This window comes from Alteromonas sp. 14N.309.X.WAT.G.H12 (assembly GCF_036697315.1).
Classification (GTDB): domain Bacteria; phylum Pseudomonadota; class Gammaproteobacteria; order Enterobacterales; family Alteromonadaceae; genus Alteromonas.
On the sequence record NZ_JBAHZB010000001.1, the window covers coordinates 160,537 to 184,473 of the forward strand.

Annotated in this window: 21 protein-coding genes; 5 read left to right on the forward strand and 16 right to left on the reverse strand. The window is 44.6% G+C overall.

The annotated features are described in order from the left end of the window. Positions 1 to 13: 13 nt before the first annotated feature. Entirely contained in the window at positions 14 to 679 is a 666-nt protein-coding gene (locus tag V5298_RS00725) for a hypothetical protein (RefSeq protein WP_332929537.1), read from the reverse strand. 278 nt (positions 680 to 957) lie between these two features. Beyond that, positions 958 to 2,976, reverse strand: coding sequence for an NAD-dependent DNA ligase LigA (gene ligA, locus V5298_RS00730; RefSeq protein ID WP_332929538.1), 2,019 nt, complete (start codon positions 2,974 to 2,976; stop codon positions 958 to 960). A gap of 193 nt (positions 2,977 to 3,169) precedes the next feature. Between ligA and V5298_RS00735 the strand changes: the two genes are divergently transcribed. Next, on the forward strand, positions 3,170 to 4,795 hold the full coding sequence (locus V5298_RS00735) for a DUF4942 domain-containing protein (RefSeq protein WP_332929539.1): 1,626 nt from the start codon (positions 3,170 to 3,172) through the stop codon (positions 4,793 to 4,795). Between the two features lie 24 nt (positions 4,796 to 4,819). On the opposite strand, the gene V5298_RS00740 is transcribed toward V5298_RS00735, so the two are convergent. From V5298_RS00740 to recN, 8 genes are all read right to left on the reverse strand, one after another. Then, the gene (locus tag V5298_RS00740; protein ID WP_332929540.1) at positions 4,820 to 5,389 is read right to left on the reverse strand and encodes a magnesium chelatase domain-containing protein; all 570 of its coding nucleotides are present in this window, start codon (positions 5,387 to 5,389) and stop codon (positions 4,820 to 4,822) included. After that, positions 5,382 to 5,645, reverse strand: a complete 264-nt coding sequence (locus V5298_RS00745) for a hypothetical protein (protein ID WP_332929541.1) — start codon at positions 5,643 to 5,645, stop codon at positions 5,382 to 5,384. The genes V5298_RS00740 and V5298_RS00745 overlap by 8 nt, the downstream gene beginning before the upstream one ends. Beyond that, positions 5,635 to 7,437, reverse strand: coding sequence for an HsdM family class I SAM-dependent methyltransferase (locus V5298_RS00750; RefSeq protein ID WP_332929542.1), 1,803 nt, complete (start codon positions 7,435 to 7,437; stop codon positions 5,635 to 5,637). Before V5298_RS00750 ends, V5298_RS00745 begins: the two co-directional genes overlap by 11 nt. A 210-nt stretch (positions 7,438 to 7,647) precedes the next feature. Beyond that, positions 7,648 to 9,909, reverse strand: a complete 2,262-nt coding sequence (gene parC, locus V5298_RS00755) for a DNA topoisomerase IV subunit A (RefSeq protein WP_332929543.1) — start codon at positions 9,907 to 9,909, stop codon at positions 7,648 to 7,650. A 12-nt stretch (positions 9,910 to 9,921) separates the two neighbouring features. After that, positions 9,922 to 11,844: a DNA topoisomerase IV subunit B gene (parE, locus tag V5298_RS00760; RefSeq protein WP_332929544.1), complete on the reverse strand. Its 1,923-nt coding sequence runs from the start codon at positions 11,842 to 11,844 to the stop codon at positions 9,922 to 9,924. A 145-nt stretch (positions 11,845 to 11,989) separates the two neighbouring features. Continuing rightward, complete coding sequence (locus V5298_RS00765; protein WP_332929545.1) at positions 11,990 to 12,751, reverse strand: hypothetical protein; 762 nt, start codon at positions 12,749 to 12,751, stop codon at positions 11,990 to 11,992. 86 nt (positions 12,752 to 12,837) lie between these two features. Beyond that, positions 12,838 to 13,602 (reverse strand): hypothetical protein, encoded by a 765-nt coding sequence (locus tag V5298_RS00770; RefSeq protein ID WP_332929546.1) that lies wholly within the window; start codon positions 13,600 to 13,602, stop codon positions 12,838 to 12,840. Then, positions 13,587 to 15,293 carry a DNA repair protein RecN gene (gene recN / locus V5298_RS00775; protein WP_332929547.1) on the reverse strand — a complete coding sequence of 569 codons (1,707 nt, stop codon included), beginning with the start codon at positions 15,291 to 15,293 and terminating at the stop codon, positions 13,587 to 13,589. The genes V5298_RS00770 and recN overlap by 16 nt, the downstream gene beginning before the upstream one ends. Before the next feature lie 310 nt (positions 15,294 to 15,603). Here recN and recA point away from each other — a divergent pair, with 310 nt between their 5' ends. Both recA and V5298_RS00785 read left to right on the forward strand, forming a co-directional pair. Further along, positions 15,604 to 16,620, forward strand: coding sequence for a recombinase RecA (recA, locus tag V5298_RS00780; RefSeq protein ID WP_332929548.1), 1,017 nt, complete (start codon positions 15,604 to 15,606; stop codon positions 16,618 to 16,620). 52 nt (positions 16,621 to 16,672) lie between these two features. Continuing rightward, complete coding sequence (locus V5298_RS00785) at positions 16,673 to 17,080, forward strand: hypothetical protein (RefSeq protein WP_332929549.1); 408 nt, start codon at positions 16,673 to 16,675, stop codon at positions 17,078 to 17,080. 27 nt (positions 17,081 to 17,107) lie between these two features. Here the strand turns inward: V5298_RS00785 and V5298_RS00790 are convergent, their stop codons facing one another. Then, positions 17,108 to 17,806, reverse strand: a complete 699-nt coding sequence (locus V5298_RS00790) for a hypothetical protein (protein ID WP_332929550.1) — start codon at positions 17,804 to 17,806, stop codon at positions 17,108 to 17,110. A 174-nt stretch (positions 17,807 to 17,980) separates the two neighbouring features. On the opposite strand from V5298_RS00790, the gene V5298_RS00795 reads away from it, so the two are divergent. Next, positions 17,981 to 18,253, forward strand: a complete 273-nt coding sequence (locus tag V5298_RS00795) for a hypothetical protein (RefSeq protein ID WP_332929551.1) — start codon at positions 17,981 to 17,983, stop codon at positions 18,251 to 18,253. On the opposite strand, the gene V5298_RS00800 is transcribed toward V5298_RS00795, so the two are convergent. The 3 genes from V5298_RS00800 to V5298_RS00810 form a co-directional block, all read right to left on the reverse strand. Continuing rightward, positions 18,240 to 18,599, reverse strand: a complete 360-nt coding sequence (locus tag V5298_RS00800) for a hypothetical protein (RefSeq protein WP_332929552.1) — start codon at positions 18,597 to 18,599, stop codon at positions 18,240 to 18,242. The two genes, V5298_RS00795 and V5298_RS00800, sit on opposite strands and share 14 nt — an antisense overlap. After that, positions 18,596 to 19,804, reverse strand: a complete 1,209-nt coding sequence (locus V5298_RS00805; protein WP_332929553.1) for an HDOD domain-containing protein — start codon at positions 19,802 to 19,804, stop codon at positions 18,596 to 18,598. Before V5298_RS00805 ends, V5298_RS00800 begins: the two co-directional genes overlap by 4 nt. 278 nt (positions 19,805 to 20,082) lie before the next feature. Then, a complete protein-coding gene (locus V5298_RS00810; protein ID WP_332929554.1) occupies positions 20,083 to 21,411 on the reverse strand; it encodes an ATP-binding protein in 1,329 nt (442 codons plus the stop codon). Between the two features lie 245 nt (positions 21,412 to 21,656). On the opposite strand from V5298_RS00810, the gene V5298_RS00815 reads away from it, so the two are divergent. Then, complete coding sequence (locus V5298_RS00815) at positions 21,657 to 22,460, forward strand: serine protease (protein WP_332929555.1); 804 nt, start codon at positions 21,657 to 21,659, stop codon at positions 22,458 to 22,460. On the opposite strand, the gene V5298_RS00820 is transcribed toward V5298_RS00815, so the two are convergent. Together V5298_RS00820 and V5298_RS00825 are read right to left on the reverse strand one after the other, a co-directional pair. Next, positions 22,457 to 22,954 (reverse strand): hypothetical protein, encoded by a 498-nt coding sequence (locus V5298_RS00820; RefSeq protein ID WP_332929556.1) that lies wholly within the window; start codon positions 22,952 to 22,954, stop codon positions 22,457 to 22,459. The two genes, V5298_RS00815 and V5298_RS00820, sit on opposite strands and share 4 nt — an antisense overlap. A gap of 144 nt (positions 22,955 to 23,098) precedes the next feature. Next, complete coding sequence (locus V5298_RS00825) at positions 23,099 to 23,404, reverse strand: hypothetical protein (RefSeq protein ID WP_332929557.1); 306 nt, start codon at positions 23,402 to 23,404, stop codon at positions 23,099 to 23,101. Positions 23,405 to 23,937: the final 533 nt, after the last annotated feature.

The following is a 23,937-nucleotide window of genomic DNA, read 5'->3' on the forward strand; positions in this document are numbered from 1 at the left end:
ATTCCTACCCCAGTTAAAGCAAGGGGTATCCTCGCAAAAAAAGACGCTGAATAAGGATTAACACCATCATCCCCGCGACAAGAATGCCGACGGGGGGGAGGGGAACATCTTGAGTCTCAGTCAGGTTATTGCTGCCATCTGAAGAGAGGAGCATGTCATCGTCAATATAACTAATTGCGGTCATAGACACGCTAAAATCCTCGTTAAGGCTGTCCATATCTGTACTGGCATCGTCTAGTTCATAAAAAAGGGATAATGTTCCACTTAATGATCCGATGACGTACATTTGCGCATCGAGGATCTCAAGATACGCGGTACTACCAAGAAATGAAATGTAGGAAAAAGGCGTATCTAGCACCACTTCGTTCCACTCATCAATGGTGAAATTCAACCACGCATAGTCGTAAACCCAAGCGTTATCGCTGATTGTGGAAATGGAAACTCCGACAGCGTCCCAGTTTCCGCCTTCTGTGGTGTAAGTGAGAGATTGATCGCCAATAGCAAATACCACCTGATTGTCAGTGCGGGTTAATGACCACGATAGCGTTGCCTCATATTCGGTTTGCGCAGCGTTAATATCGTAACTCGCCCAATCAATGCTAGCTGCGACCCATGCATCCGCATCACCGAGAAAAGCATCCTGATCTTCACCGGTGTTGTCTGCAATGTTATTTCCCACCTGCACTTGCGTCCAAAACAGTGAATCTGAATCAACGTCGCCGACGGTTTGTGTGTCGCATGAAACATTACTGTTGCTGATCGGTCGTCCAAGACTATTGCTGTCTTGGTTTTGGATGCAATAGCTACCGCTAAACACTCCTGATGCGTATGCATAATGGGATGCAAAAAAAAGAAGACAGAATAATTTGATTTTTCCTTTGCTTATCAAAAAAGTGACTCCATTCATAACCCCACATAAGTGAGGTGTTTTGCTGTTAGAAAAAAAGCAATGCGCGTTTACGCAAGAACCTCATGTCCTTTTAAGAACGCAACCCCGGCATCTTCATCAAGGATAGTAATGTTGCCACCCGCCCCATTGATTTTAATCGCTTTATCGAGCTTGGAACCCGCATTCGTACCGACAATGAGCGTCTGTGTTTTTGATGACACGCTACCGCTTACTTTGCCGCCCGCATCAAGTATGGCTTGCTCTATTGATTTTCGTGGGACAATAGAGAAACCGCCGGTAACGACAAAATTCATCCCTTTGATGGGAGAGTCAGCCACCGTTTTGATTGATTCCCAGGAGACCCCCGCGTCAAGTAGTTGACGAATGACGCGTAAATTCCCCTTATGGGAGAAGAAGGTCACAATGTCCTTCGCCGTAATAGGCCCAATATCGGGTACATCCACAAGTTCGTCGATACAAGCCGACATAAGTGCTTCAAGCGATTTGAAATGCGTTGCCAGAATGCGTGAAGAATTTTCTCCAACGCCGCGAATACCAAGTGCGTACACGAATCGAGACAAGGAAGTTTTTTTTGCCTGCGTGATTGAACGTATGGTGTTTTCCGCACTTTTTGAGGCCATCCCATCCAGCGGCATGAGTTGGTTTGCGGTAAGGTGAAATAAGTCCGAAAAATCTATAACCAAGCCTTTTTCGAAGAGGAGGCTTACGAGTTTTTCCCCCACGCCATCAATGTTCATCGCCTTTCTGGAAACAAAGTGTTTTAACCCCTCAATACGCTGAGCACTACAAATTAATCCTCCGCTACAACGCCATACTACTTCGTCTTCTGGACGCACTAACGCCGAATTGCAGACGGGGCAGTGCGTTGGGAAAACGATTTCCTTGGCATCAGTGGGACGCGAGGAGACGTCAACGCCAATAACTTGAGGGATAACCTCCTGAGCCCGACGTACAATAACTCGGTCGCCGATCATTAATCCAAGGCGCTCTATTTCATTTTGGTTGTGCAGTGTCACATTACTAACGGTAACGCCGGCGATGTCAACAGGCTCTAATCGTCCAACGGGGGTAACAGCACCCGTTCGCCCAATTTGCATGTCAACAGAGAGCAGTGTTGTCATTTCTTCCACGGCAGGGTATTTGTATGAAAAGGCCCACTTGGGGGCGCGAGAGATATACCCTAGCGCTTCCTGTTTTTCTACGCTGTCGATTTTAAAGACGGCACCGTCAATTTCGTAAGGGATCTCGTTTCGTACCCGCCCAATCGCATCAATGTATTTTTTAACTTGTTCTGGCCCCTTTACACGCCGTACATAGCTGCTTACCTCAAAACCCAATGATTGCAAAAGGGTGAGGCTGTCATAGTGGCTTCGGTAAAGGGTGCTGCCGCCGTCGGTTTTGACGACCCCATAAGCATAAAAAGCGAGAGGTCTCGATGCCGTAACGGAGGGATCAAGTTGCCTTACGCTACCTGCAGCGCCATTACGCGGGTTTTTAAGAGTGCTCTTACCTTGTGCACGGCGTTTTTCGTTGTATTCCTCAAAAAGGGCTTTAGGCATTACGATTTCGCCTCGCACTTCGAGGCGTTTAGGGATATCTCCCATGAGTTTTAACGGGATATTTCGGATGGTTTTTACGTTTGCGGTAATGTCCTCTCCCGACATTCCATCGCCCCGGGTCAACCCTTGAATCAGAAATCCATTTTCATAAAGCAGGGAACAGGCGAGACCATCAAGCTTGGGTTCACAGCAGTAAAGTTCTTCTGGCGAAACGCTCATACGTGTTAGGTCTTTCATTAACGTGTCGCCATTTGAATTGCTTAGCGACAACATGGGGGTAGCGTGTTTGACTTCGGTAAACCCCTTTTTGATGGCTCCGCCTACACGGTGAGTTGGCGAATGAGGTAAAACAAGTGCCGGGTTTTTGGCTTCTAGCGCTTTTAATTCATTAAACATCCGGTCGTATTCGGAATCCGAAATAGTGGGGTTGTCCATCGCATAATAATTATGGTTGTGGGTATTGATTTGATCAATCAATTTGTTGATGCGTGAGTATTCTTGAGACATATAAAGGCAAAATTAAGATTTTAACATTTGGTTATTTTAACACATAATAATCTATTTAATATAGTAAGAAAGCGATTTTTTTGCACTATAGAGTGTCGCTCTTAATAAATGCACGAAAATAAACAAAAATGATGTTATTTTTCTTTTTTTTGTTATAATACTCACAAATGAAATGAGAAAGGTATTTAAGGATATGGGTTCATTAATTGATTCTAGTTTACGCTCCGTAACCGATCTTGAAACGGGATTAGGGAACACTAATTTTTCGCCGGTGAATACAAATGTGATTTCTCTCCTTTTTGAGGATTACGAACGCCAGGTGAATGATATTAAAGAAATAACTTCTGTTTTGAGAAATAAAGAACAAGCCCTAAACGTCCTTGCCAGTAATAATCCTGATCGCCCAGGGGAGACGAGTTTTCTATTGGATGAAGAAGGCGCGATTAAACACTTAAACGCCCAATTTTGGCAAAGAGCCCTTGTCGTGACAGACGTCTATCAGTATTTAAGTAACAGTAAACGAAAAGAATGGGATGAACTGATAAAAGGACGCAATACACCGGGCTTTTCCTTAGAGGTGGTTGTTCCTACATTGAAAGATCTTATTAATCAACGTGAGCGTATGCTGGCCGAAACCATAGACGAAATATTCCGCGCCCTTTCCGGTGAACATGTGACCAATCAGCCAATGGGTTTCAGTAAGCGTATGATCATGGCCCCAAAATATACCTCCAGATACTTTGAGATATCATCAGAAATTATCGGGAATATTGCTGATTTACGTTCAGTTATTGCTTTTTTGATGGGACGCAAAGGGATAGGGTTAAGCACAACGCAAACACAAATTAAAATGGCTTCTCGTTATTTTGGGCAGTGGGTTGATTTGGATGGCGGTGCAGTGCGTGTACGTATCTATAAAAAGGGAACGATTCATCTTGAGGTTCATCCTGAAATGGTATGGCGATTAAACGGGTTCTTGGCGCTTCTCTATCCAATGGCCATTCCCCCTAACGCGAGAAAGAAACACAAAAAAAGAGCCAAAGTTCGCGAGTTGAAAAATAAACTTATCAGTGGCGATGCGTTACATGCCATTATTAAGATGAAAAACCCATTAGCGATTGATGAAAAAGGCAAAACAAAGAGAGATGAAGGTTTGTTCTGTTTACCTTTTGACCATCGCGACATGAACAACCCACCCGCTCATTACAGTGAAGTTAACGACATTATGGTTGCTTGTGGGGGGACGCCAGAAAAATCGGGTTATGGTATGCCGGGGTGGCGTTTTGACTATGACTTTGAAGCGTTAAGGGAAACTTTGGTGTTGACGGGGGTTGTGCCTGACAAACGTTCTCATCAGTATTATTTTACACCAGAAAGCTTAGCGAGACGGGCCGTTTCTTGGTGTGAGATAGAGTCGCAGCATTCTTGCCTTGAACCATCAGCAGGGCAAGGTCATATCGCAAAACTCATGCCTGGCAACACGGAATGTATAGAGATCTCCGTGGTTCAAAGCGCCATTCTGAAAAGTAAAGGGTTTAACGTAATTCATACTGATTTTCTTGAATGGGCAGTAAAGGCTAAAAAGTATGACCGCATAGTAATGAATCCCCCTTATAGCAATAACCAAGCGAGAATACACGTTGACGCCGCGGCAGAATTGCTCAATGAAGGCGGAAAGTTAGTTGCAATTCTACCTGCCAGCTTGAAGGATGAAACGCTTGTGAACGGACTAAAGCATGAGTGGAGTGATGTTATCCAACATGCGTTTATTTCGTCCGGCACAAGATGCTCAGTAGTGATGCTCCGCTTGAGTTGTTAAGGCGTTGATGAACGATGCTGGCAGTCAAAGTTTTAGCTTTTCCAATAAATGAAACAGGTTGTTGATGTTATTAACCTTGAGGATGACGGTGTTTTCATCCGTCTTTCTCTCCATGGTTCCGTGATAATTGCGTTCAGGGATAACAATGGTTTTAAATCCATGCGTCGAGGCTTCCAACACTCTTGGGACTCCGTTAGGGATTTGTCGTATTTCTCCAGAAAGGGCGATTTCACCTAAAAAACAAAAATGAGGGGGGATAACGAAATTGTTTAGCGAACTGTATAGAGAGGCGGCGATCGCCAAATCCGCAGAGGAATCGGACTCTTGCAACTTTAATCCTCCAACCAGGGATGCATAGACATTCTGTGAGCTCAACCTAACACGTCCGTATTTGTTCATTCCAGCCATGATCATTTTCATCCGATTACGACTTACTCCGATGGTATTGCGTTCGACATAATCGCCGTCACAGTCATCCACCAGAGACTGGACTTCCAACAGCAATGTTCTTGCACCATCGCGGATGCAAGTGACTGCCGCCCCAATATGGCCATCTTTAGAACCTGAGAGGAAAAGCTTGCTGGGATTATCCACGCTGACAAGCCCCTTTACGGTCATTCTTACTTGAGAGCGCACGTTTGACCCAAGCCTCACGCTCGTCATCTGAGAGTTGTTCAGCTTGTTCATCATACATATCGGTGACTTGGCTGGGTCGAATCCAGCGATCTTGCCCTTCTATGGCACCAGCATAGAACATTACGTACAGTGTACGGGCTGCCATTTCCCGAATGACATAGTTACGGTTTTCCGTCCCCTCAGGGAAGATCAAAGGCAATCTATCAGCTATCACCTCTAGACTTGGAACTTGTGGCCAACTCAACTTTGTTCTCTCCATACAATCTAGCTATACACTTTTCGACGGAGAGCCTATCAGATCCGTCCATAATGATCTCCTGAAGCGTTGTCAACCCCTCAACGTCTGGCAGTGGCACTGACATTAACTCATACGCCGATACTGCGACACTACCGCTAATACAACGATAAATCCGATCAAAGATCTCTGAGTTCAAGAGTGCGTTTATTGTTTCAACGCTAACTTCCTGTACTAAACTGTCTGAATATACAATGTTCAAGTGATTCTCAACTACAACACCACTGTTTCTATCTATGAAGTCCTGGGGAATGACAGCCCCCATAACTCGGCGAGTCTGCTCTTTTGATGTAGTCCTCTGGACTAATACACATGACTCCCTTGTTATAAGGTGTTGTTGATCACTCTTAACTTCTATGTTTGGAACATGATTCCGCTTAACCGCTGAAAATTTAAACCCATTAGCTGTAACCGATTCGGCCCAAATTAATGGCAACGAACTCCTCGTTTTTTCTGATTTAAGCTGAGTTTTATGTCGGTTCCAGACCAATTTTCCAGTAGACACAACATAGCCAAGGTCAGGAAGCCTTGTTTGCAACTTTTTAATTCGGTTTAGTAGAGCTGCGTCCCTTGACACTCTTGGGATTAACCAAGGACCATCACCTTTTACAATCCCAACCCTGCCAATATTTTCTACCTTGGCTTCATTGAGTCCCTGAGGGACGAGAAGTGATACTTTTGCTTGGGTGCGCCGAGCTTTCTTTTTGAACGTTGTTAGTAATGTTTCCTGCAGTACGCCATCAAAGACCCCTTCCCGGTTAGAAATGAAGTCAAAGGCGCGTGGCGTGGCTTCTGAAATTAGCAGCTCTCGTAACGCCTTGAAATACTGCCCCCCCAGAAAAGATGTTGGCGTAAGGTATGCGATCACACCGTCTTCCTTAGCTATTCTTAATGCGAGATCAGTAAATAAGCCATAAAGATTAGCGTGACCAAATAGCGAACGAGAATATTTACCTCTTAGATCTTCATCAAGAGTGACCTTACCATAAGGGGGATTGCCAATTACCAAATCAAATTTATTTGTTGTTTCATATTTAAGCGAATCACTAACCGTAATGACATCTTTGGGTAACCTTATTCTAGTTTTTATACAAAGCTCAATTAGTACCGATTCAAGAAGAACGTGCGTCATCCAAGCAGCAAAAGGATCAATCTCTATTCCTTTCAATCGGTTAGAAATTTGACGGATTTTCCATTCTGCAGTTGTATCTTCCAACCGCTCTAGCATCCTTATTGCCACAGGCGCAAGAAATGCTCCACCACCACATGCAGGATCTATTATTGATGCTTTACCAAAATCAACGCCAGCCTCTTCGGATAAATCAAGCAAACGTGAAACTAAAGGAGGAGGGGTATAGTAGGCTCCAAGCTTTGATCGAAAAGCCACTGGCAACATAGATGTATAGATTGAACCGATTAGAAAACCAGAATCAATATCGGGAAATTGCGCTATTACTCTTCCAGTGCTCTTTGCGACTTCTTCCGCATCAGATGCAATGTCAGCCAAGAAGGTGTTATTCGGAACTGGAAAAATCTTCAACTTTGAACTGTGTCGCGAGTTAATCTCATTCCAATATGAAGTAACTAGAACAGCACAATAGGACCTAGCTACACCCAATCGCTGCTCATCATCCGTAATCGAATTAGCATATCCCCGAGCCATACTTTTACAGGCGTCATACCTAACATCCTGATCTATCTGTTGGAACAAGCAACCCGCTCCCTCAATTATGCACCTGGTATAATTAACACCTATCTTTGAGACTACTGCTGATTTCCGATAAATAGGCACTTTCACTCCCCAAAAAGCATTACCTGTAATAAATTCTTTGAGATTATGATATGTCTCATCTGTACAAAGTACCTATGCAATTCTCAAGTGTCTGTAAGATTTTTGATCCGCATTTACTCCAAAAAATAATTAACTGCATGACTTTAAATACTTTTTTACTTTCTGTATCGAAAATGCGAGTCTTGCTTTATGTTTCTTCGCCTCAAAAAGAACGCCCCGTCGGGCGCGTGCTGCGCGGTAAGGCTCCATTCTTTCATTGTCTAAAACACACTTCCTTTTGCCGACAATAACGTGGATTGATGCGCCTTTTTTGAAGGGGAGAATATCAATAATCCGATCTTCGTCGCTTTTGAGAGCAACAAGCTGCATACCTTTGGCCTTGCTATATTCGTTAATGCTATCAAGAGGGATAATTATAAGACGTCCGGCTTGGGTAAGGATAGCTAACTCATCTTCCTGGCCCGACAGTAAAGCGGGAGGTAAGAGCGTATCATTGTCTGTCAGTGAGACCAGTTCGCGTCCTTTTTTCACTTTGGTATTCATCCCTTCAATCGGAGAGATGAAGCCGAACCCTTTGTGTGTTGCGATTAAGGCTTTAGCGTTGACGTCAAACGGGAGTAGATATTGTATTTTCTCCCCGTTTTGCAGTGTGATCTTACTGCTGAGAGGATCGCCGGCCCCTTTACTGTTTGGGAGCTTATGTATGGGATAAGCAAAACAACGCCCCTTATTTCCAATCATGACAAGCGGTTTGTTGTAGCGGGTTTCCAGTATTAAATCTGGGGCGTCATTAATTTTGTATTTAAGTAAAGCCGGATTGACGGACTGACCTTTATGGACGCGTATCCAGCCTTGGCGAGAAAGGAGAACGGTAGCGGGTCCGTCATCCACCATTTCTTCAGGTGAGAGGAGTGACGTTGGGGCGTCTTCTTTCCAAAGGGTTCGCCTTTCTCCTAGGAAAGGTTTGCTGGCCGTTTTAATCTCGGTCACCACCGCACGGCGGATCTTGCCGTCGTCTGAAAGCAGGGCTTTTAGTGCGTTACGCTCTTGTTCAAGCTGGGCTTTCTCTTCTTTAAGGCTGATAGCTTCCAATTTGCTAAGTTGGCTCAGTCGTAACGCTAATATGGCCGTTGCTTGAATGTCAGAGAGTTCAAAGCGCGTCATTAGGGCTGGTTTCGGATGATCACTTTGTCGAATAAGGCGGACAATTTCTTCGATATTGTCATAAGCAATAAGGTAGCCATCTAAAATGTGTAAACGTGCCTCGACGGTGCGGAGCCTAAAATTTTTCTTCCTAACAAAAACATTCGTTCGGTATTCGCACCATTCCCGAATGAGGGTGGGTAGCGATCTGACATAGGGCTGTCCGTTAATACCAATGCAATTAAGGTTTATTTTCGCTGGCTTTTCGAGATCCGTGTGAGACAGTAGATGTTGCAATACCACTTCCGCTTTATGCCGCCCGCTGATATCCAACTGAAGGCAAATAGGGGTATGTTTGTCCGACATATCCCGAATACGGGAGACGGGGAGTTTGTGCTCTTTAATTTCATTGCTGATGTTTTCAATGATTTTATTAAAGTCGCCCCGGAAAGGGCCTGAACGTATTGTTAGGGTGTTGTTCTTTGCGTCAATTTCATAGTTGGCGCGCAGTGTTACGGTACCTCGTCCTGTTCGATAGGCGTTGTGGAGTTCGTCCAAAGAATTGATCACGGTGCCACCGCAAGGAAAATCAGGGGCAGTAAAAAAGTTCAGGATGTCGTCATCCGTCGTGCGTGTTTTTGAGATAGTCTGACAAACTGCGCCGATCACTTCGTCAATGTTAAACGGTGGAATATCTGTCGCCATGCCGACGGCGATACCGGTAACCCCATTGAGTAATAAGTTAGGGAGTTGCGCAGGTAGAGTGACAGGCTGCTTTAGCGAACCGTCAAAATTGTCCACCCATTCGACGGTATCTTGTTTGATCTCATCAAGCATTGTTTGCGCATAAGGGGTTAATTTCGACTCTGTGTAGCGCATTGCGGCAAAAGATTTGGGATCATCAACACTCCCCCAGTTTCCCTGTCCATCGATGAGGGGGTAGCGCGTATTAAAGGATTGAGCAAGGTTGACCATCGCTTCGTAACAGGCGCTATCACCATGGGGGTGGAATTTACCAAGGACATCACCCACGGTGCGTGCAGATTTTTTGTATTTAGCTTGTGGAGACAGCTTAAGTTCATTCATAGAATGAAGAATACGTCGTTGTACCGGTTTAAGGCCATCCCCTATGTGTGGCAAGGCTCGGTCCATGATGACGTACATCGAATAGTTAAGGTATGCATCATTTATCATTTGTAATGCAGGGATAGTATCTTCCGTACTCGGATCAAGTATTAAGTCGCTCATAAAAATCCTTTTTTATAACAGTTCGGTTTCGAATTGGTCGCCGTTATCTTTAAGCCAGTTGAAACGGTCGTGGGAACGTCGCTTAGCTAACAGCATGTCCATATGTTCCATGAGTCGTTCTTTGTCATTCACCGTGATTTGAACAAGACGCCTTGAAGCGGGGTTAAGCGTGGTTTCGTCGAGCTGTTCAGGGTTCATTTCACCTAACCCTTTAAACCGTTGAGTATAAGGTTGAGCCCGGCTCCCTCTGCGTTTAGCCTCGTTAATGACCCGGTCTTTTTCAATCTCATCAAGGGCGTAGAATGTTTCTTTCCCAATGTCGATACGATACAAAGGGGGCATGGCCATATACAGGTGCCCAGCTTCAACAATGGGTAAAAAATGTTTGATGAACAAGCAGGTGAGTAGGCTCGCAATGTGGAGTCCGTCTGAATCAGCGTCGGCAAGTATGCAGATTTTCCCATATCTCAATCCTGAAATATCTTCATTGCCGGGGTCGACCCCAATCGCTGATGCGATATTAGAAATTTCGTCGGACGATAAAACGACATCGGAACGGACTTCCCATGTGTTCTGGATCTTTCCGCGTAATGGCATGATGGCTTGGTTTCGACGGTTTCGTGCTTGTTTTGCTGACCCGCCCGCTGAATCACCTTCGACAAGAAATATTTCGCTGTCCATGGGGTCTTCGGAATCGCAATCGACGAGTTTGCCAGGGAGAGCCATGGGACCATCAAGGGCTTTGCGTTCGACTTTTTCTTGCTCGCGAAGGCGCTTGTTGGCTTTTTTGACCACCATCGTAACAATGGCTTCTGATACGGTGGGGTTTTGTGTCATCCAAATAACAAATGCATCTTTGATGTGCCGACTCAAAAGACTGGATTTACTGGATGGCATACGTAGTTTTTCTTTTGTTTGCCCAGCGAAATCGGGGTCGTGCATTTTGATCGACAAGACAAAATTTACGGTTCCCCATACATCGACGGTAGAAAGTTGAAACTTTTTCTTTTTAGGTAAGAGGTCGTGGGTTGTCGCATACTCATTGACAGAGTCAAATATTGCGCTCTTTAACGCGTTGACGTGGGTGCCACTTTGCGGGGTAGGGATTAGGTTTACGTACGAATGATTCAAAGAAGCACTCTCAGTAAAATAACACCATAAGGCGAATTGGCCTGGCGATTTTTGCTCTTTATCGAAGAAGAAATCCATCGCGGTTTTGAACGTGCCGTCAGGGATCGCCGTTTCATAGTTGACTTGCTCGGCGATAAAGTCATCAACCCCGGATTCAAAAAAGAAAGTGGTGGTATTTTCTAAGCGTTCGTCATGAAGTTTGATCCGCAGTCCGGGACACAACAGAGCTTTTGTTCGCAAGAGTGCGGTGAGCCTTTCTTTATCTACATTGACAGACGCGTAATACTGTTCATCGGGGATAAATTCAAGGTAGGTGCCGGTATTTTTTTTATTGACTCGGCCGTTCAGGATGGCGGTTAGTGGCCCTTGTTTTACTGCGTTGACATATGTGATTTCATGGGTCTGCCCGTTACGCCTAACCCGTGCCAGTAGGTATTTAGATAAGGCGTTAACGACCGTTACGCCAACCCCGTGTAGCCCGCCAGAGAACCCATAGTTTTTATTGCTGAACTTCCCGCCAGAGTGCGGTGTTTCAAGGATTAATTCAACGCCTGATATTTTTTCTTCGGGGTGAATGTCGACGGGGATCCCGCGTCCGTTATCAAGGACACCGTAGCGTCCATCTTTAAATAATGTGACATCAATGGAGTTAGCGTACCCATTTTGTGCCTCATCCACGGCGTTATCTACAATTTCCATTAAGGTATGGGTTGGGTTTTGAGTGTCGGTATACATACCGGGGCGTTTCTGTATTGGCGCGAGGTCGCGTAAAACCTCCATGTCCGACGCATCATACTGACTCATGATTTACCTTTTCGTTTTCATTTCATGTTGCGTTATAATAACATAAAAAAGGTAATATGACCCATTTTTTTGCATGAAATTGTTTTTGGTGAAATGTATGCAGCCCAAATTTTACATGGGCTGGGAGTCATTTAGCTCGCTGCCGCTAACCTGCTTTTTTGAAACAGGTATTCGGTGTGAAGAACGTAGGGTTGTGTGGCGTTACGCCGTACTTTTCTGCGTGATCCGTAGCATAAATGGATATACTGTCACTACTGGTCACCCAGCGTGTAACCCCTTTTTTTGCTTCTAATTTGGCACTATACAGCAAATCATAGGGATACATGTTTTGCAGTTTCTTTTCATTGGCAAAATCAAAAATGAAAGTAACGAACTGCTCATATGTGGGCAAGTCAACTTGTTCATATTGAATGACGTGAATGCCTTCTACGTAGCGAATGAGTTCTTCGATTGCAAGTTTGACCTCAAAGCCAGACCAGTTAGATTGATAATACTTGGATGATGGTGATTCCATAGCGGACATCAGTTGTAAGAATGCCTCTTTTTTATGGTTTAGCAAGCTGAAAAGCCGCATAAATCCATCTTCCGATTTTATGTACCTAAAATGGCGTTTTGATTTTGGGATAGGCTTGTCAAGATTGAGTCTGTCCGCTGCGAGTTCGATGGCATCGGCAGCAGCAATAAGAGCTTCATGTAAAGGGTTAAACGCCTTCGTTTCGCCGTAGTGCTTACGGTATTCCGGCGTGTAATTCAAGATGTGCAGGCGTCGATGTAAATCGTGTTTCATATTTTCGACGATCGCCAAGGGCATTATGCGTATAGGCTGTACATTGTCCAGGAGACGCGCAGTTCGTTTTGCTCGAAGGGCAGAGGCGACTTGGTATAAAAATGTTGCTAAATCCGTCATGATGTTCCTTAATTCATCTTGAAACCGATAAGCTAACTATAACAATAAAACGCAACATTAACAACCTTTTTGTTTAAAAAGGCATTTTACCAATGCGTTTTTTTTGTTCCCATCATCCTCTCCAACCCGTACTGCTCTTCCTTATCATCCCTCCCATCCTGGGGATGTAGTGCGCTGGTGAGTAGCGCTTCTGTTTTTCGAAGACATGCCTCGGTTTCTTGGTAAAGGACGTTAAATTGCGCCCTTAAATTCGGCTTTCTTTTAAACTGTTGAATGACGGTCTCGAAATAAGCCCGGGCCGAACCTAACTGGTTATTATGAACGGCCGCACGTCCGAGACTCAGTGTTTCTTCAATGAATTCGTAGTCCTTTGCCGCTTCAACAGTGATGATGGCAAGTTGCGTGTCTTGGGGATGCGTGTCACTCAGCTGGATTTCCTTTTTTAAAAAAATAAGGTACCGATTGAGGGTTTGTTTTGCCAGCGCACGATCCTCTTTGTTCTCCGGGAGTAATATTTCTTCAATGTCTTTTTTTTCGGACAATAACGCCTGTGTAGCGCGTTGTTTGTAAGAAAGTTCCGCAATGCTGGGTATATCGTCAATAGGATCCGTGCCGTATTCTTTGAGCGCCTTCGCGCACGTTAAAAGCCGGTTCGTAATGACTAATTGGAGTGCCAATGGGCAAGAGATGCCTGGGGTGGATTCTATTTTTAGGAGACTGCGGATCGTTCTTAAAGAGCGTTCGACAGCCTTCTTTTGTTGATTACGTTTTTTACTTGACGCTGATTTATATTGAAAAAAAACTAAAACCAAAATGAACCCGATAACGGGCAGTATTAATGTGGTGAACATGAGTCTCTTCCATTTTCCAAAAGTTCACGGGCGTTTTCTAACGCTTTTTTTGTGAGAGAAGAGCCGCTAAGCAGCCTTGCTATTTCTTCGACACGCTCTTCATCATGTAGGATTGTAACACCACTTGACATTTTTCCGTTAACTTTTTCTTTTTTTACGTGGTAATGTTGATGCCCATAACATGCCACTTGAGGTAGGTGAGTGATACTGATCACCTGGGTACTTTCTCCCAACTCTTTTAAAAGCGAACCGACGACAGATGCGGTTGGCCCACTGATGCCGACATCGACTTCGTCGAAAAGTAAGGTTGGTGTATCTTGTTTTTGAGCAATGATAAGTTGGATAACCAAGTTAATGCGGGAAATCTCTCCGCCAGAGGCGACTTTAGAAAGTGGTTTTAAAGACGCGTTGCCATTCGTTGAAACGAGGATCGTTACGTCATCAAGGCCATTCGCATTCCCTTTGGTAATATCGTTTATCGGGGTAAGCGAAAAAAGGCATTGAGCGCCACTCATGTTGAGCCTTTGTATGTTTTTCGTCACGCTGTCACTGAGGTATTGTGAGGCTTTTGCCCTGGTTTTACTTAATCTTTGAGCACACGCCAAGTAGTGAGATTCCGCTTCACTGATTTCTTCGTTAATCGCATCCAAACGTCCTTCGTTGTCGTTAATCGCATCCATTTCGCTGATCACGGCCTCATGGTGTTGAGCCAAGTCTTCGGGAAGTACCTGATATTTTTTTGCCAGGTTAACGTATTTTGAAAAACGTTTATCCACGTCTACAACACGCTGAGGATCGACATCAATGTGCATTGTGTAGCGGGCCGTTTCAGCGGACACGTCCTCAACGTCAGCCAGTGCCGTGTGAAGAGAGTCAAGTTGGGGTTTAAGACCCTCGTCATGAAGTACCATGTCCTCCATTTTCCGTATAACTGTACGTATCAGGGTGATCGCACCGTCTTGACGTCCGCCATCGCCATCAAGCAAGGTGCTGATTGCAGATGCTTCATGGTGTAACTCGGCTGCATGAGATAATTTTTTTTGTTCGATTTCAAGTGCCGGAAACTCATCAATGAGGGGGGCAAAATCGTCCAGTTCCTTTCGTTGAAAGGAAAGTAACTGGTGGCGCTCTTTAAACGCCGCAGTGGCATCGACGAGCTGATTTTTTTCCTTCCTTAACTTTTGCAAGACATTAAAAGCATGACTGACACACTCTTTTTGGCTTTGGTTCTGCGCAAAACAATCAAGAAGATTCAGTGCGGTACCTTGTCCAAGGAGCTCATGGTAAGCGTGTTGACCATGTATCGAGGCCAGTGTTGTACCTAAATGTTTTAAGAACTGAACCGTCACGGGGTGGCCATTCACAGTGGCTTTAGGCCGATCTTTGCGCTTGATCACGCGTCGAATAATGCATGAGTGGGGTGAGTCAGGGGCGAGCACACCCTCATCATGTAGCAATGCAGAGGCGGCGGGCAGATCTTCGACGTCAAACTCGGCAGAGACAGCAAGATGGTCTGCTCCCTCGTAGATCTTGTCTGTGTCTCCCCGGGCTCCCAGGCATAAAGCCAGCGCATCAAGAGTGACGGATTTTCCTGCCCCTGTTTCTCCTGTGATAGAAGTAAATCCACCTGCCCAATCTAATTGTAGCTGTTTAGTAATCGTGTAGTTCGTGATTGTCAGAGAAAGAAGCATGGTGTTTCCTTACACATAATGGTAAACCTATCGAGCGATGGCGTTTATTATCGTATAAGAGTAATATAACACATTATTAGAACAAGTAAAAAGATGGGGTGCAGTATAATTTTGGAAATTGCAGGTCTTCACTCAACGCAATAAGTCGCTTGGAAGGCATGTGTGCAGTGAATACTGGTTGCCTTAAAATTAATGGGTATTTAAACTCACGCGCACACTATTCTACGAATATTTAAATTAATATAACAAATTCTGTGAATAAAAAGCAAGGTATGCTATAGTGTTAAAAAATAAATAAAAGGAATTCATAATGAGTAGTGATAATAAAGAAAAGGCCTTAACATCAGCGTTATCTCAAATTGAAAAGCAATTCGGGAAAGGTGCAATCATGCGTCTTGGTGATGAGGGGCGAGTAAGCATTCCTAGTGTCAGCACCGGGAGTCTAGGTTTGGATATTGCGCTAGGTATAGGTGGTCTTCCTACCGGTCGTATTTCGGAAATTTACGGTCCCGAATCAAGTGGTAAAACAACATTGACACTACAGGTTGTTGCGCAAGCTCAAAAGGAAGGTAAGACGTGTGCTTTTGTCGATGCGGAACATGCGCTTGACCCTGTTTATGCCGAAAAGTTGGGCGTAAACATCGACGAATTACTGGTCTCGCAGCCAGACACCGGGGAGCAAGCGCTAGAAATTTGTGACATGCTGACTCGTTCTGGTGCGGTTGACGTTATTATCGTGGATTCCGTGGCGGCGCTAACGCCTAAAGCAGAGATCGAGGGGGATATGGGGGCGTCCCATGTTGGATTGCAAGCACGCCTAATGTCTCAGGCGCTACGTAAATTAACGGGTAATGTGCAAAAGACAAATTGTATGATGATCTTCATCAACCAAATAAGAATGAAGATAGGCGTCATGTTTGGAAACCCTGAAACAACGACCGGTGGGAATGCGCTAAAATTTTACGCATCGGTGCGCTTAGATATTCGTCGGATCGGCGCAGTTAAAGACGGTGAAGAGGTCGTTGGGAATGCGACCCGGGTAAAGGTCGTGAAAAACAAAGTCTCACCGCCATTCAAACAAGCTGAGTTTGAGATCCGTTATGGTGAGGGCGTTAATCACGCCGCTGAGGTGCTGGATTTAGCGGTAAAACTTAATCTTATCCAGAAATCTGGAGCGTGGTATTCTAAAGCCGACGGTGAACGCTTAGGGCAAGGAAAAGGGAATACTGTTAAAGCGTTGAACGATGATCCCGCGTACGCAGAAAGCATTGAACGGCAGATTCGTGATGAGTTTATGCCTAAAGCAGAAACCCCTAATGCGGCGTAAAGACTATTGAAATCTAAAGGGTGGCTGGCCACCCTTTTATTGCGAGGTAAAAATGAAATATACTCTTATGATGTGCTTAACCTTTCTTTTGTTCAGTTTTTATGGTGAGGCCCAAACGAAAACAGTGGTGAATAAACCCATTTCTTTTTCTAAAGAAAAAAGTGGGCTTCGTGAAATTGGTGGCGACCGATTTGCCCAGGCAAACGCTTTTCTTATCATCGGCAATTTGTCATTAATGCCTGACGACTTGTTGAATTACATTAAGCAGTGCAGGATTGACAGTGGTTATCATCCTGATTGCGACAAGGTGCTGTCTAAATTGAAACGAGGACTTAGCGTTTATCGTAAAGCACAGGAGTCAGGTGAGCTAAATAGACTGGCCAATCAGCTTGAAGCGGCGTTTCGCGCTCCTGTTGGTGAAACCATCATCAGGCAACCCTCCACCCCGCAAACGCACTGAAACCGCACAAAAGACGAACGCTGTCATTTAAACTGAATGAGCAGGTTCGTCGCTTTCGAGCCCTGTTGAGCAGGCCAATGTCGCGAGGATTGACGAGGCCGCTTCTTCGGCTTCAAGCCATTTATCCACCCCCATATCTTTAAGCCTGGGTGATAGGTCCAACCCTACCGCCAGAAGGTTGCTGTTATTTGCTGCCATCATGAAATCGATAGAAAATACAGGAACACGAAAGTGTCGGAGCTGGTTGGCCGGGACGGGTTCGCGCCAGTGAAGTAGTTGAAAAGTGTGCGCCGGTGCCAATGCTGGCCAAGGTGGAGTATTGCATGCTTTAAACCAAAAATGCCTGATACCTACCTGGATGTATCGGTATCGTTCTGAGAAATTCTTCGGTGGTATCCCATACAAATCAAGTAAGGCACCGTGAGGCACTTGCGCTTTTCCGTTCGGCGCAACCCAAAGGGGGGCGGTTTCCCCCAGACTTAGGAATCGGGGTTGCTGCATTCCCGGTGGTCGAGGCGAAAAGGGCAGGGGGACATCTTGGACGTTAAGTATATCGGGAACCAGGAACCCAGCAAGGCGTAAGATGTTGATCTGATCACCCAATCCACCAGCCATATCTTTTTGCCTCATAAAGCGGGTAGCGTGGGGGTTTTCTCCTTCCGTAGAAAAACACTCATCATAGTAATCAGTGAAATCTGACTCAAGCAAACAGGATGACAGTTGCATCTTACCTTTCTCTTTGTTTTATCTGGGCTAATGTTATCATAAAAAAAATATAAAATGACATTGAGCTGAATGCTTGATAAGTTAATATATCGTTCGCAGTGATAAGGCCAAGAAACACGTTCTGCGAAACAGCATCGACAAGGTGGTTGATGGAGAGAAAGAAAGGAGTTCTTTATGTTTTTTTCGCAACAGATTACCGACATTCAAGCGGTTTTAGTGGTATTAGAAGATACGTTTGAATGCAATAGTGAACATTTGTTTGTTGATTTGCCGTTAGCGGAAATGATTGATGTATCGCCCTCGGATATGGACAACTTTATTGCTGATTTGGGAAAACGTCTCGGCTTCACATTAGAAACAAAGGGCATAACAGAACACACCTCCATTAATGCGTTGGCGCGATCAATTCAACGTTCTCGTACGTTGCAAAACCTCAGCGCTGCTTAACGATACCAAGATTGTCTTGGCACCCATTGAGTACCGCCTGCCACGTCATATGATCCCAGGATGACGCTGGTAATAAACGGCATTGGTAATTTTCTTCTATACGCTGCAGGGCGTCGGGAATATCGTCGGGAGCCACCTTTTTCCTAAGCAGAAAGTACAAGCCTATTTCTATGGAAAGAGCCCCAGGTACGTCCTTATCGCGAAGCGTTTCAAAGTATGAGGTTAATCCAAACATTTGAAGGTAGAATTCACGGAACACATGACGTTTTGGGTAACGAAATGCCAAATTGGGATTTTTGTCGTATTCGTCGTTGATGAATTCATGTACCCCTTTCAAATCGCTCATCCAATATAATCTCCCATCACCAATTTGTTGACACTCTTGGCCTTTAGATCTTCGACGCAGCTCATGGGGAGCCGGACATGCGACATGGCCAGCTTTTCAAGCTTAGGGCTGCTTTTGAGCAGGTTAGCGTTACTTAGCAAAAACCACATGGCGTAAGTGCTTCCTTGTCCTACTGCGAGGCCATGGATTGAGCGTTCCTGGCTTTTTTTGTCATTAGCGTGCTCCACAACCGCTTGCCTGACTTTCCCTTTATGGCCCCAATCACATTGGGTTGCCACGTTATTAACTATGCGCATTGATGATGATTCTAGGAGTTCACGCAACACCATGGGGGATGGAGTAACATCAAGTACAGCGTGATACAAAATATTCTTCCTCTTTGCCCTAAGTTCCTCCAACAAAGCCCGTTTTGAAAACTCAAAGCTCAAGTTGAATTGTTTATGCAGCGCAACCATTCCCATGCAAACGATAGCGCCGGTTACCATCGCGGTAAGCTCATCTCGCGTGTTACAATTATGCGGGACAAGGCGATGTCTTGCCGCATTGGATGAGGTGACATAGTAAGACCATATTTTTTGCGAGAGGAGCGGGAAATGCTCGCACTCTGATTTAAGCCTGTTTTTCAGAAAAATACCCGGCACGAGAAAGCGTAGCCCATCCATCCCAATGAGCCCACATGCTGCGGTGAGATCCATTATTTTCTTCGGGGGCCGTTTAGTGGTCATGCAAAATTCAGGGCTGTTCACCAACCGTAGTAAATTATCAGAAAGCTCATCGGTTGTTGAGAGTATTGACGAAAGGCGTCGAATACTTCCGAACGAGTTGCTGAGTTCTTGTATCGCGTCAAGATACTCGGGACTTATCGCCAGTAGGTTATTTTTTACATATGAGAAATTGCTGGTCTGCTGTGTAATATGAGCTCTCATTTTCTCTGAAAGTAACTGTTGTCCGATTCCTCTTAGTTCTTGTTCTCGTTGACGTATTTCTGCTCGCCGAATCTCACTGTCCTTTTCGACATCGAGGAGTAAACGTTGAGTCGGCTTTCGGGTGAATTTATCAAAAGCGATTTCACTTTCGTAATCGTAGTCACTGAGGAGTCCATCATATAAATCTTCCGTTTGTGCGAGCTTTGATGTGAGTAACCAATTCAGGAATTTTTCCGTAACCCGCCGGTGGACATAGGAACGGGCGTGCTCGTCACGCATCGAAATCCTTGGCCGATTCGAAGATATTTTGCTCGTCATTGTGTACCGCCTAATGATAAAAGAATAGCTTACCACCTTTGTTATATTAAGTAAATAAATTTACGGCGTTGTCTTTATGTATTTTTATTATCTAAAATTATCGAGAAAACCCCGTGAGTAGAGCGAAGCGAAGTAGCAAGGATCACCCAATAGTGAGCCTCTCAGCGTCCCAATTTATAGTAAGATATTGCATCAGCCTCTCGTGCTGGGAAGGCAAAACGCGAAACCCCGTCATCCAGTCAATCGTTAAACCGTGTAAATAAACATTTGAGCCGTGATGCGGGGTCTTTGGGGTTTGGAACGCGCTTTATCATGATTAAGCCTTTTTCTCGCGGAATGATCCAGGCAAGGTGCTCAATTTTGATTTGTAATTGCGTGGTGGTTTTCTTCCAAAAATGTTCATCGATACCAAGAATAATTTTTGTTGCAAAACTACTGATAATGTCTTCAGAAAAGTGAGTGAAAGATTGTGATGCGCAGATAATGGCAACGCCAAACTTACGGATCTCATTTGCCATAAGGCTTAGGATGTCTTCAGGATCATTCTCGTCGATGAAGCGGTTTGCTTCGTCAAGCACCACAACTTCACGGATGTGATCACACAATCCTCTTTTCATTGCCGAGTCATAGATCTCTTTTAATTTAAATAAGACAAACATCTTCTTTTCATTAGCGCTCAAGGCATTAAGTTTGTAGCGCCAGACCGAATTTGTTGGGTCAAAGTCAGGTTCGTTGTCTCTAAACACCCCGGAGTTTCTAAGGTTGTCAATACGGTCAACCACGCTTTTGAGTGTGGTTTTACTGTCGTACTTCAGTAGCTCTTCGAGTTCCCGGCCCGTGTTGATACTTGTGACATATTCTGAATATGCCTCGATGGCTTCATCTTTCAATGGCTGAAGTTTTTCGTCGACAAAAGATTGGTCTTCTTTGCCTAACCGCTGCATTTTAACTGCGGTTTTATTTACACGTTCAAGCGCGGCTGAAGATTTTGTGCTCCCGCCCATATACAGTTGTTTGTATTTGAAATGCGCCCACCGGCTAAGATCATTAACAGTTGGGAATTTTTTTGGATATTTACGTTGCACACCATCATGAAGGTGCCAACTTTCCGGATGGTCGACGTAAAAATGGTTCGCGGCATACAATTCTTCGAGAAGCGTTCTGAGTACGGCTTCTTGGCGATCACCTAACTTGCGTCCGGATTTATTTAGGGTGGAGATGAAGTTCTGAGATGCCTTTCTAACGCCGCCACTGTGCTTGTCAGGGTCAACGATAAGGGGGTTTAACCCAACCGTTGTTGATTCGCTAAAAAACACTTCAGACGCGCCCTGAATTGCTATATCGCCATGCACATCAAGTACGTGAATTCGGAGAGGGTGTTCGGTGGTATCCACCATGCTACGAATAATATTGCGGATCGTGTGGGTTTTCCCCACACCGCTTCCCCCGGCAATTAGAAAATGGCCATTAATGACATCCGAAGCACGCCATACAGCCCTTATATTATTACTTCCAACAGCCCTTTGTTGATTTGGGGAAAGTTCGATACGCCCTAAATCTACTTCCATAATACAGTATAACCTTCCTTGTATGATGTGTTTTATAGTATCTCAAAAACAAAAAAAACACTTATTTCTTTTACTCTAAAGATAGTGAAATACAAAAAAAGATCATGGTGCGGCGGTGCGGAAGTAATCAAAAGGATTGACTGTTTGAGTGCGAATTGCGAAACTCAACAAGCCAAGAGTGATAGGAGTATTCGATGCGGGCTATGCCAACAAGTAGGAAAAACAGGGGAGTGAGAGGAGGGCTTTTGAGCCTGGTTGTGAGTATGACGGTTGGCCTCTCGGCATTTGCCGAGGGGATGGTCTATTCTCGGTCAGGTATGGCCATAGAGCGCGATGCCCTGAAGTTAAAAGACATAGATCATCGAACCCTAAGAAACTCGGCCTCCCCCCGATTCCTGAATGCGGTGGGTCGCTTGATGATTATAACAGGAAGTGGGGATATGCATTACTGTACCGCTTTTCCCCCCGCATTTGCCGGTAACAGTAACCAGGCCAAATACTTCGAAACAGCAGCACATTGTCTTATTGACCAAAAGAAAGGCACTATGTTACCCATTCGCCAATTATCCTGGTCAGTATTTATTGATGGATGGCGTCTTGTGAAATCAGAGATGAAGATCGCGAGCCTTGATATTCCTAATGATGTTGCCGTACTCGAAGCGCAAACTCCACTCTCTTTTCAGGATGTAACGCCGCTCTCCCTTGCTGATTTTTCGGTAGATTCAGATGTAACATATATGGTGGCCGGTTACCATGGTGACCTTGGTAACCAAGGATTGCGTATGGCAATAGATGCGCCTGTGGAAGCGGGCCGGTTGCAAATTGATGAAGGCATGGTGGTCGTCGAGACGGTGGCTTTCAGTGGAGCGAGTGGGGGGCCAGTGTTGGCTATTGATGATAGTGGCCAAGCCGCAGTCGTTGGCATAATAAGGGGGAATGGTCGGACCGATAAACAGTTTTTGATAAATGGACAGCGTGGCTCAGATAAAGTCGAGATCACCCCGTCTAAATGGCTATCAGGAATATTGAGCCGCCCCTTCTGGAATTAAGAAAACGATTTTTCTCGACGTTTTGTGTTAGCATCTCGTTTTCGATATCGTTCGATGAAAGGGCCAACAAGACCGGCTTTATTTGCAGGTTTGCAATGCGCCTTATTAAGCAGCGTAACTATGCTGTTTTTACCTACAATGGCATAGCTGTCAATGAGGCGAGGGAAGAGCTCGGCGTAAACTTGGAATTTTGAATGAAAATCAAGTTCTGTATTCAAGTGTCTCGATTGTTTTGCAATCCCATTTGCTATTGAGTCTTTTATGTTCTTACATTCAGGCCTTGCCATGACTTTGTCAGCCATGTCGATGAAATCTAATGGCAGAAAGCTTCTGCAATCAGACAGTCTCACAGTCTTGATGTCTGTGGCGTTTTTGAACCTCACGACGACAGGGCATTCTGATAAGATAAATTCAGCGTCGGATATATCCTTTACCCAACCATTTTCTGAAGACCAAAATCCGTATCGTGAGGAAAAAAGTAATACTGTATCCATACTTTACCTTTCCCATTCATTGATGTGTTTTGCATATTTAATATATATCAGAAAAGAAAAAGTAAATTTTGTTTAGGACAAAAAGTAATGATGTAGCAAGATTTCACCATTACTTTTTTTGTGACAGGGAGGCGTTGTTGTCGTTTAACTGTTATTTTTCACGAATTTTTCGGCATCAGCAACAGAGCCTAGCGATAAAATTAAATTTTTCCGCGCACACTCGCGCAATTCATATTCTTTTGCCTCACGATACATCCAGAGCCACGTTTTCACCAGTGTAACAGGTGGCGTTTTGGGTTTACCCCTGGTTGTCTGTGTTTGAGGGGAAGAGACAGGCTTGCCGCGTGTGGCAACCGTCACTTTCCGTTCTCCATTGATAGAGGCTTTAGTGATATACCCACCTGGCTTTCGTTTTCTTCTGGACGTGTCGACCGTTAGAGTTCCGTTCATTTTTTTCCTCCCTGGAAGGTTTTATTGTATATTTTTAACGAATAAACAGTAATTCTAATTTACCACTGCAGGTAATAATTAACAACATGTATTGGTTATTTTATCAACTAAAAAAACTGCTGTGAGAGATCTCTCACAAAGGAACAGGGCATAAACTTACATTTTTGTTCGTTCTTTTTACTGGCCGATAGGGAAAGGTGACGGCCAGGGGTGCTTGGTGTTTTTTAGTTTTTCTATCAGGTAGCTCTCTGCTTGTTTGCGACCTAAAAAAGAGATTAGATTACAATTAATAATGATAGGCTTCCTGACCTTGATATGACTGCTCATGTCAATGTATTTATAAACAGAGGGCTTGCTCACATCAAAAAGAATGCAAATCTGATCAATGTCCAAGGAGTACAGTCGACACCATGCCCGAAATGTTTCCTTATCGTGCACAAACAGGGTTTCAGTTTCTTTATGGTAGGGGGGATGTTGACGGCTATTTGATGACACTCCCATAAGAACCTCCTTGGTCTCACGTATAGTAAAAT

Excerpts from the sequence above, each read along its gene's own strand:
- ligA (WP_332929538.1), bottom strand. The coding sequence starts at position 2,976 with ATGTCTCAAGAATACTCACGCATCAACAAATTGATTGATCAAATCAAT.
- V5298_RS00735 (WP_332929539.1), top strand. The coding sequence starts at position 3,170 with ATGGGTTCATTAATTGATTCTAGTTTACGCTCCGTAACCGATCTTGAA.
- parC (WP_332929543.1), bottom strand. The coding sequence starts at position 9,909 with ATGAGCGACTTAATACTTGATCCGAGTACGGAAGATACTATCCCTGCA.
- parE (WP_332929544.1), bottom strand. The coding sequence starts at position 11,844 with ATGAGTCAGTATGATGCGTCGGACATGGAGGTTTTACGCGACCTCGCG.
- V5298_RS00765 (WP_332929545.1), bottom strand. The coding sequence starts at position 12,751 with ATGACGGATTTAGCAACATTTTTATACCAAGTCGCCTCTGCCCTTCGA.
- V5298_RS00770 (WP_332929546.1), bottom strand. The coding sequence starts at position 13,602 with ATGTTCACCACATTAATACTGCCCGTTATCGGGTTCATTTTGGTTTTA.
- recN (WP_332929547.1), bottom strand. The coding sequence starts at position 15,293 with ATGCTTCTTTCTCTGACAATCACGAACTACACGATTACTAAACAGCTA.
- recA (WP_332929548.1), top strand. The coding sequence starts at position 15,604 with ATGAGTAGTGATAATAAAGAAAAGGCCTTAACATCAGCGTTATCTCAA.
- V5298_RS00785 (WP_332929549.1), top strand. The coding sequence starts at position 16,673 with ATGAAATATACTCTTATGATGTGCTTAACCTTTCTTTTGTTCAGTTTT.
- V5298_RS00790 (WP_332929550.1), bottom strand. The coding sequence starts at position 17,806 with ATGCAACTGTCATCCTGTTTGCTTGAGTCAGATTTCACTGATTACTAT.
- V5298_RS00795 (WP_332929551.1), top strand. The coding sequence starts at position 17,981 with ATGTTTTTTTCGCAACAGATTACCGACATTCAAGCGGTTTTAGTGGTA.
- V5298_RS00800 (WP_332929552.1), bottom strand. The coding sequence starts at position 18,599 with ATGAGCGATTTGAAAGGGGTACATGAATTCATCAACGACGAATACGAC.
- V5298_RS00805 (WP_332929553.1), bottom strand. The coding sequence starts at position 19,804 with ATGCGTGACGAGCACGCCCGTTCCTATGTCCACCGGCGGGTTACGGAA.
- V5298_RS00810 (WP_332929554.1), bottom strand. The coding sequence starts at position 21,411 with ATGGAAGTAGATTTAGGGCGTATCGAACTTTCCCCAAATCAACAAAGG.
- V5298_RS00820 (WP_332929556.1), bottom strand. The coding sequence starts at position 22,954 with ATGGATACAGTATTACTTTTTTCCTCACGATACGGATTTTGGTCTTCA.
- V5298_RS00825 (WP_332929557.1), bottom strand. The coding sequence starts at position 23,404 with ATGAACGGAACTCTAACGGTCGACACGTCCAGAAGAAAACGAAAGCCA.